Below are 15,253 nucleotides of genomic sequence, written 5' to 3'. Positions count from 1 at the left end.
ACTTCCGATCTTCGTTATTCGAAGGCTTCGCTGACCGTCTCGGCCGAGGGCCCGGCGAGTTGCTTGTAGACTGCTGCCAGCACGCACACGATCAGCACGCTCCAGATGGCGGCGATAAGCCCGCTGAGCGCACCGCCGACCAGCAGCCCCGCCGTGTTCTGGCCGAGCATGGCGACGAACAGGCCGGAGATCATGCTGATGACGATCCCGACCACGATCACGCCGATACCCAGGAGCAGATAGAACCCGAACAGTCGCAGGCTGTTGCCCTTGGTCAGGCGCCACGAATTGCGCAGGGCCGTGATCGGGTTGAGATTGGCACCGATCACCATCTCCGGCGAAACGAGCGAGAACTTCACCATCACGTAGGCAAATACGACGAAGGCCAGCAGGCCCACGAGCACGCCCGCGGCGGGGCCGCCCAGCGCGGCAGCGACGCCGACGGGCACGCCGAGCACGATCGACAGGCCGAGAACGAGAAGGATCTGCGCCGCGATATAGGGGATCAGCGTGACGAGCCCGGTTCGGATCGCTTCGCCGACAGTCGGCCGGCGGTCATGCAGCAGGGCCAGGAGCGATAGCGTCCCGACAGACTGGATGATCCCCAGCAGCAAGAACCATATGCCGTTGTCCGCGTAGAACGCCTGGAAGGCGGCCATCGGGTCTTCCGGATTGACCTCGGCCGGGCCGATCATCATCTCCGGCACCAGCAGCGCCAGCGCGAGGTTGGGCAGGAATATGAAGATTCCTGCGATCACCGCGAGCAGTTCCTTGTTCGCGCCGACCATTGCGGTCGCTTCGTTCCACGCCCGTCCCATGTCGAATTTCATGGCATGTCCCCTCGTTGCGGTGCCTTTGCCCTTGATAAGCCGGGCGGGGCGCGCCACGCAATCGGCAATGTCCGGCAATACCCAGTCAGCAATAGAATGGCGGCGCGAGGCCGCACCCGTGCCCTACCGCGATGCGCTCGTCGAAATGGAGGCGCGTAATCGCGCGATCGCGGCGGGCGAGGCGGGGGAACTCGTCTGGCTGCTCGAGCATCCGCCGGTCTATACCGCCGGCACGAGCGCTGCGGCCGACGAGATGCTCGACCCGCGCTTCGAGGTGGTCGAGGCGGGACGGGGCGGGCGCTACACCTACCATGGGCCGGGCCAGCGGATCGGCTACGTCCTGCTCGACCTGAACCGGCGGGGAAAGGACGTGCGCTGCTTCGTCCACGCGATAGAGGGCTGGGTGATCGACACGCTGGCCGACTTCGGCGTCGACGCCTGGCGCGCCGAAGGGCGGATCGGCATCTGGACGCGCGACATCGACGGTAGCGAAGCCAAGATCGGTGCGATCGGCGTGCGGGTGCGCCGGTGGGTCACCATGCACGGCTTCGCGGTCAACCTCGCGCCCGACCTCTCGCATTTCGCGGGGATCGTGCCCTGCGGTATCGCCGAATATGGAGTAACGAGCCTCCAGCGGCTCGGCGTCACGGTTGCGCCGGAGGAATGGGATGAGGCATTGGAGGCGCGCGCCGGGGGCTTTCTCGACGGGCTCGCGCGTGCTTGCGGAGTAAAGGCATGATGCACAAGACGATTGCGGTGGCGGCACTGGCGGTGCTCCTCGCGGCCTGCGACGGCGGCGCCGACGATGGTGCGGACGAAGGCACGGCCGAAGGCGAAGTGCTCGGCGGTACGATCAGCGACGAGATGCTGCCGCTCGACACCGTCCGCTCGCAATCGCCCCCGCTGCGCACCGAGCCGACCGGCGACGGCGCGGCCGGGGACGATGCAGCGGAGGAGGATACGGACGAAGCGGCAGACACGCAGGACTCGGACGAAGAGGACGCTGCCGCGGATGAGGACGCAAACGCCGATGCTCCTCCGCAGATTCAACTCAACCCCGCCCCGGCGCCGGCCACGCCCGAGGCTGAGGGAGATTAGGGCCCGGGGAGGGCGGCCGCCTGGCGAAAGCTGCCGTCCTCCTCCCTCACCGTCGGACCCCCTGTCTCAGGCCGCCGCGCTCTGCTCCATCAGCGTCGGGTAGTCGATGTAACCTTCGGGCCCGCGCCCGTACCAGCTTTGCGGCACGCCCTTGTTCGGCGCGAGATCGGCGCCAGTGCGGATGCGTTCGGGCAGATCGGGATTCGAGATGAACGGACGGCCGAAGCTGATGGCGTCGGCGCGGCCTGCCTCCAGGTCCGCTGCGGCCTGCACAGCGTCATAGTCGGAGTTGAGGATCAGCGGTCCCGAATAGATGCTGCGGATCAGCGGGCTCTGCTTGGGCACCTCGGTGCTGCCGAAGGTGCCCTCGGGCCCCGGTTCGCGCAGTTCGAGAAAGGCAATGCCGAGATCCTGCACCACCCTGGCCGCCGCACCGAAGGTCGCCGCGGGGTCGCTGTCGTCGCAGCCTTGCGTTTCGCCGTTGGGTGAAAGGCGCAGACCGACGCGGTCTGCCCCCCAGACGTCGATCAATGCCGTCAGCACCTCGCGCAGCAGGCGCGCGCGGTTTTCCGGCGAGCCGCCGTACTTGTCGTCGCGCAGGTTGGTCGAATCGCGCAGGAACTGGTCGATCAGATAGCCATTCGCGCCATGAAGCTGGACGCCATCGAACCCGGCCTTCTTCGCGTTCTCCGCCGCCTTGCGATAGTCCTCGACCACCCGCGCGATGTCCTCGATGCTCAGCGCGCGGGCCGGTTCGTAGTCCTTGCGTCCTTCGTAGGTGTGCGCGTGGCCCGGCGCGGTCGTCGCGCTGGAGGAGACAGGCGGTGCGCCGTCGAGGAAATCGGGATGAACCAGCCGGCCCATGTGCCAGAGCTGGAGCACGATCAGCCCGCCTTCGCGGTGCACGGCATCGGTGACGGGTTTCCAGCCGTCGATCTGCTCCTCGCTCCAGATGCCCGGCGCTCCCGGCCAGCCCGACCCTTCGACGCTGATCCCGGTCGCCTCGCTGATGATGAGCCCCGCGCCGGCGCGCTGGCGATAGTAGGTCGTCATCATCTCGTTCGGCACCACGCCCGGAAGAGTCGCGCGGCCGCGCGTCAGCGGCGCCATGAAAATGCGGTTCTTCGCCTCGAGAGCGCCCATGGTCAGCGGTTCGAACAGATTCTCGTGCATTCGGGACACATCCTTTTTGCTGTCGCTTTCTGTGTTTGGAGCTAGGGGCCGGCCATGGCGATCACAACCGAACCGGAGGGCCAGAAAAACTATCAGGCCGGCGCCTGGCACTTCGCCGCGCTCGTCGGTGGCAACGTCGCCCTCGCCTTCGGCCCGTGGTTCGTGCGCATGGCTGACACGGGCCCGGTCGCCGCCGGGTTCTGGCGCATGGTCGTCGCTCTGCCCGTCATCGCACTGCTCGCCTGGCGCGCGCGTTCGCCAAGACCGCTCGATTGGCGGCTCGGGTTCTTGGTCGCCCTGGCGGGGCTGTTCTTCGCCTTCGATCTGGCGAGCTGGCATGTGGGAATCGAACGCACGCGGCTCGCGAATGCGACGCTGTTCGGCAATTCGGGCAGCGTGATCCTGATGGTTTGGGGGCTGTTGGCACTTCGCCGCATGCCCGGTGTGCGCGAAGTGCTCGCACTTGCTGCCGCGCTGGGTGGCGCCGCGATCCTCATGGGACAGAGCTTCGAGGTTTCGACGGTGACTCTGGTGGGCGACCTGTTCTGCCTGCTCGCCGGCGTGTTCTACGCGTTCTACCTGCTGCCTGCGCAGCGCGCACGGGCGGGGCTGGGGCAGTGGACCGTGCTGCTGCTGGTGGGTCTCGCAGCGGCACCCGTATTGCTTGCGGTGGCGCTGGTGCTGGGCGAGCCGGTCTGGCCGGGAGCGGCGGGATGGGGGCCTGTGGTGGGCCTTGCGATCTCGAGCCAGATCGTCGGACAGGGCCTGCTCGTGTTTTCGCTCAAGCACTTTCCGCCGCTGGTGATCGGGGTCGCGCTGCTGACTCAGCCGGCCATTGCCGCCGCGATCGGCTGGCTAGCGTTCGGCGAAACGCTCGCCCTGCCGGACATCGCCGGCATGGCGCTTGTCGCCTGCGCGCTCGTGATCGCCAAGCTGGCGGAGCCGCGCGCCGCACGCGCCGTGCCACCGGAACGCTAACGCGCCGGCAGGTCGGGGAAGGCGCGCAGGAAGCTGCTGTACCGGTCTGCGACGTCGCGCATGTCGGGCCCTCCGATAGCGAGCTGCGCCTGTTCGTAGAGCCGTGCGCCTTCCTCGCGCAGCATGAGGATTCGCGCCCGATCGGTTATCGGCGCTGCGGCGGCGCGCAGGACGTCGAACATCACCAGCGCGGCAACAGGACTGGTGGCGACAGCGCTGCGGACGGCACCGAATCCGCGGTGCAGGAAGTGGCCGAATGTTTCCGGCAAGGGGTGCACGCGTGGGTGTTCGGGGTGGTCTTCCCATCGCCGCCGCAGGTCGCGCCGTCCCAGCTCTGCAGTGGCAGCGCCGAGCCAGTGGAGCGCGTTGATCGCGGTGAAGGGGTCGTTGATCGCCGGCGATAGCGCGCGGAGCGCGATCTCGACCAGCTCATCGATCAGGAACTGCGGATCCTGCTCCGCCGTGCGCGTGGCACCGAACGAGAAGGCGTTTGCCGCAGCAGCTTCGAATGCCTCGTCAGGTTCACCCTCGCACACCCGAACCAGCGCCATTCCGGGGTGAACGAAGTCGCCGGTCCGCACCTCCAGCGCAATCGTGCAGTCAGCCTTCGCCGCAAGCGTCGCCAGTTCATCGTAGTCGATCATCTGGACATAGCCCGTGTACTCGCTCGGCACGGGCGTACCAAGCGGTGCCTCTGCCTCTTCGCCGGCGTTCTGATCACACGGGTAATTGTCCTCGATATCGGCGAGTAAGCGCTTGCCGATGCCGTGCAGCACGCTGTTGATGCGGATGCTGGAAGGGATGTGGTTGAGAAAGTAGACGAGCACCGCCACCGACAGCGCCATCAGCAGATAAGCGACCAGCAGCGATAGCTGCGGCACGAAGCCGGGAAGCGTGGTGGCAATAGCCCCTTCGGCCGTGGCGGGCACTTCGTCTTCCGCACGCACGGTCCGCAGCACGGTGAGCGCGTAAACGAAGGTTCCGATGAACGTGGCGAGGCTTAACTGGTTGCCGCGATCCTCCAGGAAATTCGTCAGTAGCCGCGGACCGTATGTCCCGCTGGCGTAAGCGACCGCGGCGATGGTGATCGAAAACACGGTCGAGGCGACGCCGATCATCGATCCGGCCATCACGGTCAGCATGTTGGCCGCGCCGTTGGGCCGGGCCGGTACGATCGTCTCCACCTGGCTGAGGAACTCGGCCGCGCCGATCCGGTCGAGATAGACCAGGAAGAATGCCAGCGCGGCCGCAGCAATCGAGAACAACGCTGGATAGAACCAGTAATTTGCCCCGAGCCGCGCGAGCAGCCATCTGAGATCCGCGGTCATGCGGGGTCAACGCTCAAGTGGGCGATCGGTCGCCGCACGCTCAGTCGATCTTCGCCAGCTCGCGATTGAGGAAGGTCAGCAGCAGTGCGGCGCGCTTCGCATCCTCGGCATGGTCCGCCCCCACCGAATGGCCACCTTCGCGGTATTCGTGGAAGTAGAAGGTCTGCCCCAGCGCCTCGTGCTTCGCGGCCATCTTGCGCGCATGGCCGGGGTGGACCCGATCGTCGAGAGTCGAGCTGTAGTAGAACGTCGCCGGATAGCCCTCGACCGCGCGCAGGTTCTGGTAGGGCGACCATTCCTTCATGAAGGCCCAGTCCTCGGGCACGTCGGGGTTGCCGTATTCGCCCATCCACGAGGCGCCGGCGAGCAGCTTGTTGTACCGCTTCATGTCGTCGAGCGGTGAGCCGGAGATGACGGCGGCATGGAGGTCCGGCCGCTGGTTCGCCGCGGCGCCGACGAGCACGCCGCCGTTGGAACGGCCCGAGATGCCGATCCCGTCCGCTACGGCAAGGTCGTTCGCGATCAGATCCTCGGCCACCGCATGAAGATCGTCGAAGCTGTTCTGTCGCTTCTCGCGCAGGGCATCCTCGTGCCAGCGCGGTCCGTATTCGCCACCGCCGCGGATATTGGCGAGAACATAAGCGTGGCCTTCCTCGAGCCAGAACAGCGCCAGCGGGCCGCTGCGGTAGGGCTCGGCGGTGAGATACTTCGGCGTCTGCGCCGCGCGAAAGCCGCCGTAGGCGTGCATCAACGTCGGTAGCGGTCCCTCGGCGTCCTTCGGGCGGACGATGTAGTAGGGGACCTTGGTGCCGTCCTTGGAAGTGGCGAAGCGCTGCTCGACCGCGAATTTCGCGGCATCGAACTGCGCGGGCATCGAATCGACGACGCGCGGTTCGGCGCCCGGTGTGGCGGCGTAGAGCGTGGGCGGGGTCAGCATGCCCTCGACCGTCACGAGTGCCAGATCGCCGTTGCCGCTTACTGCGGCGAGCGAGAGGGTGGAATTATCGGGCAGCGCCATGTCCTCGGCCGTCCAGCCGTTTGCCCCCGGTGTCAGCGCCACGAGCTTGCCCGAGACGTCGTCGAGCAGTTTGATCCACAGCTTGCCTTCCGACGCGGCGACTTCCTCCAGCGCCTGCGAGGTGCTCGGCGCAAAGACCAGCGAAGGTGCGGCTTCGCCTCCGGCGGCGATCTCCGTGAGGGGCCATGAGACCAGCGAGCCGGCGGCGAAGGTCGTGCCGTCCTGCTTGAGCGGGGCATTGAGCTTGGCGATCACCCGGCCGCCGAGCACGTCCTGAAAATCGGCGTCCTCAGGCAACGGCAGGGCTACGGTGGAGCCATCTTCGCGCACGAGGCTGACGCGGTTGGTCCAGAAACTGGGCGAAACATTGACGAAACGCCAGCGGGTCTCACCATCAAGGATCGAGAACGCGCCGGCGCTCACCGCTTCCTGCTCGGCTTCGACCAGTTGCGGTGCCTCGGCGAGATCGGTTCCCCGCTTCCACAGGCGGATTTGCCGCGGATAGCCTGAATCCGTCATGCTGCCGGCGCCGTATTCGGTGCCGACCATCAGTGTGTCGGCGTCGAACCAGGCGACGTTCGACTTCGCGGCGGGCAAGGTGAAGCCGCCCTCGACGAAGGCGCCGGTCGTGATGTCGAACTCGCGCACCACGTCGGCGTCGGTGCCGCCGGGGCTGAGCGAGACGAGGCAGCGGGTATATTCGGGCGCGAGGCAGTTGGCGCCGTGCCAGACCCAGCTTTCACCCTCCTGCTTGCCGAGCGCGTCGACATCGATCAGCACGCGCCATTCGGGCGCACCGGCGAGATAGCTGTCGAGGGGGGCGATGCGCCACAGGCCGCGAGGGTTGTCCTTGTCGCGCCAGAGGTTGGTGACCTGATCGCCCTGGATGGCGGTGGGCATCGCGATCTGCCGCTCATCGTCGAGGATCTGCCGTGCCCAGGCCTTGGCGATCGCATATTCGGGCTCGCCGGTCAGCTTCGCCTCGGTCTCCGCATTCCACTCCTCGACCTGCTGGAGCGCGCGCTCGCCCTGGATTTCCTCGAGCCAGATGTAGGGATCTTCCGATACCGCATCCTGCGCGACGAGTGCGGCGGGCAGCGAGAGGAAGGCGAGAGCGAAAGCGGTCTTGCGGTTCAGCAGCATTGGCACCTCTTTGTGGACGTGCCGGACCATAGCCATTTCGCCGCCCGATCAAAGGGGTACGGTGCGATCGGACTGTTACGCGCGCGCACCGACCCGTTGCCCCTCGCAGGGACGACGGACGGAGGAGGCCGGCGGACGCAGATTTGAGGGAGAGCTAAACCCTGCCCAAATCGCCCTTACCGATCGTACCGCTGGCCATCTCCAGCATGCGGTCGAGGCTCTGCTTGGCCTTGAGGCGCAGGCCTTCCTCGATCTCGATGCGCGGCTCGAGGTCGCGCAGGCAGGCGTAGAGCTTCTCCATCGTGTTGAGCGCCATATAGGGGCAGATGTTGCAACTGCAGTTGCCGTCCGCCCCGGGGGCGCCGATGAAATTCTTCTCCGGCAGCGCCTTTTCCATCTGGTGGATGATGTGCGGTTCCGTCGCGACGATCAGCGTGTCGCCGTCGAACGTGCTGGCGAACTGGAGAATGCCGCTCGTCGAGCCGACGTAGTCCGCATGATCGATGATCGTCGGCGGGCACTCGGGATGTGCGGCGACGGGGGCGCTCGGATACTGTTCCTTGAGCTTCAACAGCTCGGTCTCGCTGAAAGCCTCGTGCACGATGCACACGCCGGGCCAGAGCAGCATCTCACGGTTGAACTTGCGGCTGAGATAGCCGCCCAGGTGCCGGTCGGGGCCGAAGATGATCGGCTGATCCTCGGGGATCTGACTGATGATCGTTTCGGCCGAGGAACTGGTGACGATCACATCGGACAGGGCTTTCACTTCGGTCGAGCAGTTGATGTAGGTCAGCGCGATATGATCGGGGTGCGCCTCCCGGAAAGCCTTGAACTTCTCCGGCGGGCAGGAATCCTCCAGACTGCACCCGGCGTCCATGTCGGGCAGGACGACGATCTTGTCGGGGCTGAGGATCTTGGCCGTGTCGGCCATGAACTTCACGCCGCAGAACGCGATCACGTCGGCGTCCGTCTCGGCCGCCTTGCGCGAGAGTTCGAGGGAATCGCCCACGAAATCGGCGAGGTCCTGAATGTCGGGCTTCTGGTAGTAATGCGCCAGGATCACAGCGTTGCGCTCCTTGCGCAGGCGGTCGATCTCCGCGAGCAGATCGGTTCCAGCGGGGATATTGCGTTCAATAGACATGCCAATCTCCTGTCGCGTTGGCATATAGGAAGCGGCCGCGCTCATGTCGCGGGGTTATTCTTGGGGGAACGAGGACGATCGACAGCGCGGGCAGGCGTTGATCGCTGGAGGTAGTTGGGAGAGCCGTGTGAACGATCCAGTCCTGAAGGAAGCGGCAAGCGCGGGGCAAAGCGCGCGGATCAAGGTCAATCCGCCGGTCTTCTTCGTTTCCGCGGCACTGATCCTCGCCTTCGCGCTGTTGGGAGCGGTGTTCGCCGATCGTGCGGGCGTTTTATTCGGCCACGTACAAGACGTTATCGTCGCCGATTTCGGCTGGTTCTATATCGCATCGGTCGCAGGTTTCCTGATCTTCGTCGTATTCCTCATGATCAGCCGCTACGGCGACATCAAGCTGGGGCCGGACGAAAGCGAACCCGAATACAGCCACCTCTCGTGGTTCGCGATGCTGTTCAGCGCCGGGATGGGGATCGGCCTGGTCTTCTTCGGCGTCGCCGAGCCGATACAGCACTATGCCTCCCCGCCGGTTGGGGAGGGCGGAACTGTCGATGCAGCACGGCAGGCGATGGTGCTGACCTTCTTCCACTGGGGCTTTCACGCCTGGGGCATCTATGTCGTGGTCGGGCTGGCGCTGGCCTACTTCTCTTTCCGCCGCGGCTTGCCGCTGACGATCCGTTCGGCGCTGTTTCCGCTGATCGGACGGCGGATCAACGGCCCGATCGGTCACGCGATCGACACGTTCGCGGTGCTGGGCACGATGTTCGGCGTCGCGACTTCGCTCGGGCTAGGCGTCCTGCAGGTCAATGCCGGCTTCAGCTATCTGTTCGGAGTACCGGTCGATACGGCGGTGCAACTCCTGCTGATCGCGGGGATCACCGCACTCGCGACGCTGTCGGTCTTTCTCGGGCTCGATAGAGGCGTGAAGCGTCTGTCGGAGCTCAACATCATACTCGCGGTACTGCTGCTGCTCTTCGTGCTCTTCGCCGGATCGACCGTGTTCCTGCTCGAGGCATTCGTGCAGAACGTCGGCGCCTATCTCAGCGCGTTCGTTCAGCGGACCTTCCGCATGTACGCTTACGAGCCCAATCCGTGGCTGGGCGACTGGACGCTGTTCTACTGGGGATGGTGGATCGCCTGGTCGCCCTTCGTGGGCATGTTCATCGCCCGGATCTCGCGTGGGCGGACCATCCGTCAGTTCGTCGGGGGCGTCCTGCTGGTCCCGGTGCTGTTCACCTGCTTGTGGATGACGGTGTTCGGCAATACCGCCATGGGGCTCGACATGAGCGGTGCGGCGCCGATTGCCGCCACCGTGGAGGACAACTTGCCGGTCGCGCTGTTCGAGATGCTTTCCGAACTGCCACTGTCGGCCATCACCTCGCTGATCGCGACGCTGCTGGTGATAACCTTCTTCGTCACGTCGGCGGATTCGGGAGCGCTCGTGATCGATATGATCACGTCCGGCGCCGCGGAGAACCCGCCCGTCTGGCAGCGCATCTTCTGGGCCGCCTGCGCCGGCGGCATCGCCGCGGTCCTACTGGTCGCGGGCGGGTTGGAGGCGCTGCAGACGGCCGCGATCGCCAGCGCCCTGCCGTTTGCGGTGGTTCTGGTCTTCATCTGCTACGGCCTTCTGCGCGCACTGCAGATGGAAGCGGTGGGCGCCGCTGCCGACCTCTCCCAGCCGACCGACGCGCCGGCCGATCCGGAGCTGAGCTGGCAGCAGCGCCTCGCCTCCATCACCCAGTTTTTCGGCAAGGACGAGATCGGCGGATTCCTGACCGGCACGGCGCGTCCGGCGCTGGAGGAAGTGGCGGCGGAATTGCGGGAGAACGGTCTCGCGCCAGAACTCGCGGACGCCGAGGGCCGGATCGAGCTCACCGTGCCGCATGGCGAGCGGGGTGTGTTCCGCTACACCATCCGCAGCCGCGAGTTTCTCTCCCCAAGCTTCGTCTGGGCCGAAACGCGCAAGTCGCACGAGCGGGAACGGCGCCACTACCGCGCGATGGCGCACAGCTCCGAAGGCGAGCATGCGCACGACGTGACCGGCTATACGAGCGCGCAGGTGATCCACGACCTGCTCAACCGCTACGCCCATTTCCGGCAGGCGCGGCGGCTGGCGTGAGATCGCTCAGCGCGCGGCGATCGCTTCCGCAAAGCGGATGAAAGGCGGGGCGATGGCGAGGCCTTCGATCACCACATGCTGCAGGGTCACTGTCGCGATGCCCGCCCACGTGGCGGCGTGCACGCGGCCGAGCGCCTTGCGATCGTGCCGCAGGATGATGAGGAATACCGCGAGTTGAACGACCAGCACGACCCATTCGCCCCACGGCATCATCAGCGGCAGTGGCAGCACTCGCCCCAGCGCCGGCTCGAGAATCAGGATTAGCGATGCGAACATCAGCCGCCGATGCCATTGCGTGTTGCGCCGAAGGCTGACGGCCCAGAACACCAGCGCCATGTAGAACACTGCGGTGACCTGCGTCAGTGCGATGAAATAGGCGGGCGGAAAGAAGGGGGGCTGACGTTCCATGGCGACCGCCCAATAGCCGGTGAAGCTTGCGGTGAGAGCGACCAGCAGCGCCAGCACTACGCCTACCCGGCCGAGCATGCGATGCTGCACGATGGCGCGCCGTTCGATCAGCCAGTTTTGCGTCGTGAACAGTGCCAGCCACGCCAGCATGAGCCCGCCGTGCAGGTGGACCCAGAAAGGTGCGGCGCGATAGTCGACTATGCCGCGGAGCGCGAACTGGGCGAAAGCAGCGACGATGAACAACGCAAGCCCGATGGCAAGTCGGGTAAAAAAGCGTTGGTCGCCAATGAAATCGTGGGACCGCGGCGCCGAATGAACAATCGTATCTGGAACGGAATCGGAAACGGTCGCCATGATCGACCTCCCCCCAATTGCACGCCGCTTATATTGCAGTTCGGCCTTTGGCGGAAGCGATACTTGGGAGGTGCTACTCGCCTTCGAACGTGACCTGCACGGTCGCGCGGTCATAGCCGGCGATCTGCAGCGGGATGGCGAGGTTCTGGCGCACGGCCTCCTTCGCGGCGGTGCGGGCGAGGGCGAGGACTTCGGGGTTCTTCGCGAAGGCGCTGGCCTTGCGTTCGGCCTGGCGCGAGTTGTTCTGGCTGAGGTCGCGGGAGGCGTCGCGGGTGATGAATACGCCGTCCTGGAATACGCGCGCCTGCGCCTCGTCGAGGTTCGGGCGCGTGGTCTGAAGTTGCGGCAGGCGCACGGTGAGCTGCTGCGTCTCCGCATTCCAGTCGATCCGCTCGCGCCCGACCTGCGAGAGGTCGACGCGGTATTCCACCGTGGCCGGAATGATCATGGCCTGGCGCGAACGCAGAACCGGCACGCCGAGCACGCCGCGCGTGTCCTCACTCTCCGCGATGACTTCGAAGCGCGAGGAGAACACGGTCAGCGAATTCTGTTTTTCGAACGCAAGCATCGCGCTGCCGACCGGATCGCCCTCTTCCTGATAGACGAACGCGCGCCAGCCGAGCCAGGCGGCGAGGGCGAGGAGGACGATCACGATCAGCCACGGTACGGCCTGCACCAGTGCCAGCGGACGCTCGCGTCGGACTTCCGGCCCGAGGTCCTCGCGGCGCTTCGTTTTCAAAGGGTTTGCCATATGTCCGCCGAACGGCTGACTAGGCCGCGGCGTTCCAGATCGAGGAGATGTGCGGTCACGCTCATCTCCGCCGCACCGGCAAGCCGCGGGTCGAGGCCCTTGTACATCCGGGGCACGAGATCGGCCGCGGGATGCGGCGCTTCGCCGAGCAGGCGCAGGATTTGATTCTCGCGCTGGCGGCGATGGCCGATCATTCCGCGCACGAGCTGACGCGGCTTCTCGACCGGCGCGCCGTGCGCGGGGTAATAGACGCGGTCGTCGCGCTCGTAGAGCTTGTCGAGGCTCTTCATGTAGGCGCCCATGTCGCCGTCGGGGGGGACGACGACGCTGGTGGACCAGCCCATCACATGATCGCCCGTGAACAGCGCTCCGCTTTCCTCGAGGGCGAAGCACAGGTGGTTGGAGGTGTGACCCGGCGTGTGGACCGCGCGTAAGGTCCAGCCTGGGCCGGTCATCGCCTCGCCGTCCTCCATTACCCGGTCGGGCGCGTAGTCGCGGTCGAAGCTGGCGTCGGCCCGCGGCCCGCTGTCGTCGAGCACCAGCGGGGCGCAGCCGACGATCGGAGCGCCGGTGCGTTCGGCGAGCGGGCGCGCAGCGGGCGAATGGTCGCGGTGGGTGTGCGTGCACATGATCGCCGCGACTTTCGCATCGCCGACGGCCGCGAGGATCGCGTCGATATGCGCCGGATCGGCCGGCCCGGGGTCGATCACCGCCACTGCATCGCTCTCGCCGACGATATACGTCTGCGTGCCGGTATATGTGTAGGGCGATGGATTGGGCGCGAGCACGCGGCGCACCAGCGGTTCGGGGCGCTCGACCAGCCCGGTCGGCCACGGCTTGGGAGGGGGACCTGCCATGGGCTCCATATGGGGGCGGAGACGGGGCGTGTCGAGTTTGGGCCTCGCTGGTCGGCATGCCGCGCGATCCCGGCTTTCGCTGCAATGATGAAAGTGGTTAGGATGCCTCGATGGGAGAACGCATCCTCGTCCTCGACGCCGGCACGACCTCGACCCGCGCGATGCTGTTCGGAGCGGATGGTGTGCTGCATCATGTCGCGCAGCGGGCGCTGACGCAGCACTATCCGCGACCCGGCTGGGTCGAGCACGATCCGGGCGAGATATGGCAACGCACGCTCGCCTGCGCGCGGGAGGTGGTGGAGAAAGCAGGCGGCGCGGAGGCGGTCGCGGCAATCGGCATCACCAATCAGCGCGAAACTGTGGTCGCATGGGACCGCAACACGGGCGAACCGCTCACCCGCGCGATCGTGTGGCAGGACCGGCGCACGGCGGACGTTTGCGGCAAGCTCCGCGAGGTTGTACACGAAGCGGAGATTCAGCGCCGCACCGGGCTCGTGCTCGATCCCTACTTCTCCGGCACCAAGATGCGCTGGCTGATGGACAACGACGCCGCTGTGCGTGCCGCAGCCGAGCGCAAGGCGCTGGCGCTGGGCACGGTCGAGAGCTGGCTGGTGTTCAAGCTCTCGGGCGGCACCTTCGTCAGCGATGCGAGCAATGCCAGTCGCACGCTTCTCCTGCCGCTCGACGGGGCGCAGTTCGATGCGGGTCTGTGCGATCTCATCGGCGTGCCGCACACTGCGCTCGCGCACGTCGTCGACACGCACGGGACGCTTGCGGAAACGAATGCCGAGGTATTCGGGCGTGCGATCCCGGTCTGCGGGCTCGCGGGCGACCAGCAAGCGGCAACCGTCGGGCAGGGCTGCCTCTCGCCAGGGGAAACCAAGGCGACCTATGGCACCGGCGCATTCGTGCTGACCAACCAGGGGGATGTGCTTCCCCGCTCGGAACACCGGCTGCTCGGCACTGTCCTGACCCAGCGCGAGGGCGTGCGACGCTACGCGCTGGAAGGTTCGGTGTTCGTCGCCGGCAGTCTGGTCCAGTGGCTCCGGGATTCGCTGGGACTGATCAGCGCCGCCGCGGAGACCGAAGCGCTCGCCCGCTCGATCCCCGACAGTGGCGGCGTGACGATCGTGCCGGCGCTTTCCGGCCTCGGAGCGCCGCACTGGCAGGCGGATGCACGCGGCGTCATCGCAGGGCTGAGCTTCGCCAGCGGCCGGGCGCAGATCGCGCGCGCCGCGCTGGAGGCAATGGCGCACCAGACGCACGATCTCGCGGAAGCCTTCGCGGCCGACGGTGCCGCCTGGCAGACGCTGCGCATCGACGGCGGGATGAGCGCGAACGACTGGATGGCACAAGATCTCGCCGACATGCTGAGTGTCATCGTCGAGCGGCCCGATTTCGTCGAGACCACCGCACTCGGCGCAGCGATGCTCGCCGCGGTCGGCGTTGGCACTCACGCGAGTCTCGAGGATGCGGCGCGGGCGATGCGCGGCAAAGTCCGCCGTTTCGAACCGGAGATGGCCGCGAGTACGCGCGACGAGCGCCTCGCGCGCTGGCGCAAGGCGCTGGCAGCGGTCTAGATCTCGCCCATCCGGTGTCCGAGCCGCTCGTGCAGCCGGAGGATCGCCGGGGGGGACATCTCGAATCCGTCGTTCCACGCCCGATCGAGCCGGGCGATCCGCGCATGGAGCTTCCCGCTCGCGCGGATCAGGTCGCGGATATGCGGATCGAGCCACGACAGGTTGTCGGGGTCGGCGGGCCGATCCTCCGGCAGTCTCCCGTGGCGGCGGAGCTGGAATTCGGTCATCTCGCCGTTGAAGAACGCCCGCCGGTTCAGCAGCCAGGCGAGGACGTGCATCACCCGCGTGGTCGTGCGCAGCCCTTCGACCGACAGTGCGATGCGGGCGAAGTCGCCCTCGCCCGTCGGGATGTTGTGCTGGGAGAGGTCGAACGTGGCGCGCACGTCGTCGGCAAGGATCAGGGCCTCGCAATAGAGCGATTCGATAATCGTCTGACTGATGTCGGTGGGAGTGCCCATACCCGAAGAGCGCTATCCCA

The 15,253-nt window shown here is 66.4% G+C and carries 14 protein-coding genes; 5 read left to right on the top strand and 9 right to left on the bottom strand.

Going from position 1 to position 15,253, the window contains the following annotated elements; genetic code table 11:
• Nucleotides 1-14 precede the first annotated feature (14 nt).
• Nucleotides 15-830 carry a glycerophosphoryl diester phosphodiesterase membrane domain-containing protein gene (locus D2V04_RS12145; RefSeq protein ID WP_119513941.1) on the bottom strand — a complete coding sequence of 272 codons (816 nt, stop codon included), beginning with the start codon at nt 828-830 and terminating at the stop codon, nt 15-17.
• Nucleotides 831-897: 67 nt separating this feature from the next.
• Here D2V04_RS12145 and lipB point away from each other — a divergent pair, with 67 nt between their 5' ends.
• Together lipB and D2V04_RS12135 are read left to right on the top strand one after the other, a co-directional pair.
• Entirely contained in the window at nt 898-1,569 is a 672-nt protein-coding gene (gene lipB, locus D2V04_RS12140) for a lipoyl(octanoyl) transferase LipB (RefSeq protein WP_119513940.1), read from the top strand.
• Nucleotides 1,566-1,928, top strand: a complete 363-nt coding sequence (locus D2V04_RS12135) for a hypothetical protein (RefSeq protein WP_119513939.1) — start codon at nt 1,566-1,568, stop codon at nt 1,926-1,928. The genes lipB and D2V04_RS12135 overlap by 4 nt, the downstream gene beginning before the upstream one ends.
• A gap of 66 nt (nt 1,929-1,994) precedes the next feature.
• On the opposite strand, the gene D2V04_RS12130 is transcribed toward D2V04_RS12135, so the two are convergent.
• A complete protein-coding gene (locus D2V04_RS12130; protein WP_119513938.1) occupies nt 1,995-3,101 on the bottom strand; it encodes an alkene reductase in 1,107 nt (368 codons plus the stop codon).
• A gap of 54 nt (nt 3,102-3,155) precedes the next feature.
• Here D2V04_RS12130 and D2V04_RS12125 point away from each other — a divergent pair, with 54 nt between their 5' ends.
• On the top strand, nt 3,156-4,079 hold the full coding sequence (locus D2V04_RS12125; RefSeq protein ID WP_119513937.1) for a DMT family transporter: 924 nt from the start codon (nt 3,156-3,158) through the stop codon (nt 4,077-4,079).
• On the opposite strand, the gene D2V04_RS12120 is transcribed toward D2V04_RS12125, so the two are convergent.
• From D2V04_RS12120 to nadA, 3 genes are all read right to left on the bottom strand, one after another.
• Nucleotides 4,076-5,407: a DUF2254 domain-containing protein gene (locus D2V04_RS12120; RefSeq protein WP_119513936.1), complete on the bottom strand. Its 1,332-nt coding sequence runs from the start codon at nt 5,405-5,407 to the stop codon at nt 4,076-4,078. The genes D2V04_RS12125 and D2V04_RS12120 overlap by 4 nt on opposite strands.
• A 40-nt stretch (nt 5,408-5,447) precedes the next feature.
• Nucleotides 5,448-7,568, bottom strand: a complete 2,121-nt coding sequence (locus D2V04_RS12115) for a prolyl oligopeptidase family serine peptidase (protein WP_119514270.1) — start codon at nt 7,566-7,568, stop codon at nt 5,448-5,450.
• A 154-nt stretch (nt 7,569-7,722) separates the two neighbouring features.
• Entirely contained in the window at nt 7,723-8,709 is a 987-nt protein-coding gene (nadA, locus tag D2V04_RS12110; RefSeq protein ID WP_119513935.1) for a quinolinate synthase NadA, read from the bottom strand.
• A 127-nt stretch (nt 8,710-8,836) separates the two neighbouring features.
• On the opposite strand from nadA, the gene D2V04_RS12105 reads away from it, so the two are divergent.
• The gene (locus tag D2V04_RS12105) at nt 8,837-10,825 is read left to right on the top strand and encodes a BCCT family transporter (RefSeq protein ID WP_228766412.1); all 1,989 of its coding nucleotides are present in this window, start codon (nt 8,837-8,839) and stop codon (nt 10,823-10,825) included.
• A 6-nt stretch (nt 10,826-10,831) separates the two neighbouring features.
• Here the strand turns inward: D2V04_RS12105 and D2V04_RS12100 are convergent, their stop codons facing one another.
• From D2V04_RS12100 to D2V04_RS12090, 3 genes are all read right to left on the bottom strand, one after another.
• The gene (locus D2V04_RS12100) at nt 10,832-11,587 is read right to left on the bottom strand and encodes a hypothetical protein (RefSeq protein WP_119513933.1); all 756 of its coding nucleotides are present in this window, start codon (nt 11,585-11,587) and stop codon (nt 10,832-10,834) included.
• Nucleotides 11,588-11,660: 73 nt separating this feature from the next.
• Nucleotides 11,661-12,326 carry a DUF4230 domain-containing protein gene (locus tag D2V04_RS12095; RefSeq protein WP_228766411.1) on the bottom strand — a complete coding sequence of 222 codons (666 nt, stop codon included), beginning with the start codon at nt 12,324-12,326 and terminating at the stop codon, nt 11,661-11,663.
• Entirely contained in the window at nt 12,323-13,195 is an 873-nt protein-coding gene (locus D2V04_RS12090) for an MBL fold metallo-hydrolase (RefSeq protein WP_119513931.1), read from the bottom strand. Before D2V04_RS12090 ends, D2V04_RS12095 begins: the two co-directional genes overlap by 4 nt.
• A 110-nt stretch (nt 13,196-13,305) precedes the next feature.
• On the opposite strand from D2V04_RS12090, the gene D2V04_RS12085 reads away from it, so the two are divergent.
• On the top strand, nt 13,306-14,775 hold the full coding sequence (locus D2V04_RS12085; RefSeq protein WP_119513930.1) for a glycerol kinase: 1,470 nt from the start codon (nt 13,306-13,308) through the stop codon (nt 14,773-14,775).
• Here D2V04_RS12085 and D2V04_RS12080 read toward each other — a convergent pair.
• On the bottom strand, nt 14,772-15,233 hold the full coding sequence (locus tag D2V04_RS12080) for a DUF1465 family protein (protein ID WP_119513929.1): 462 nt from the start codon (nt 15,231-15,233) through the stop codon (nt 14,772-14,774). The two genes, D2V04_RS12085 and D2V04_RS12080, sit on opposite strands and share 4 nt — an antisense overlap.
• Nucleotides 15,234-15,253 lie beyond the last annotated feature (20 nt).

This window comes from Pelagerythrobacter aerophilus, assembly GCF_003581645.1.
GTDB lineage: Bacteria > Pseudomonadota > Alphaproteobacteria > Sphingomonadales > Sphingomonadaceae > Pelagerythrobacter > Pelagerythrobacter aerophilus.
This window is presented reverse-complemented; position numbering and strand designations above follow the sequence as displayed.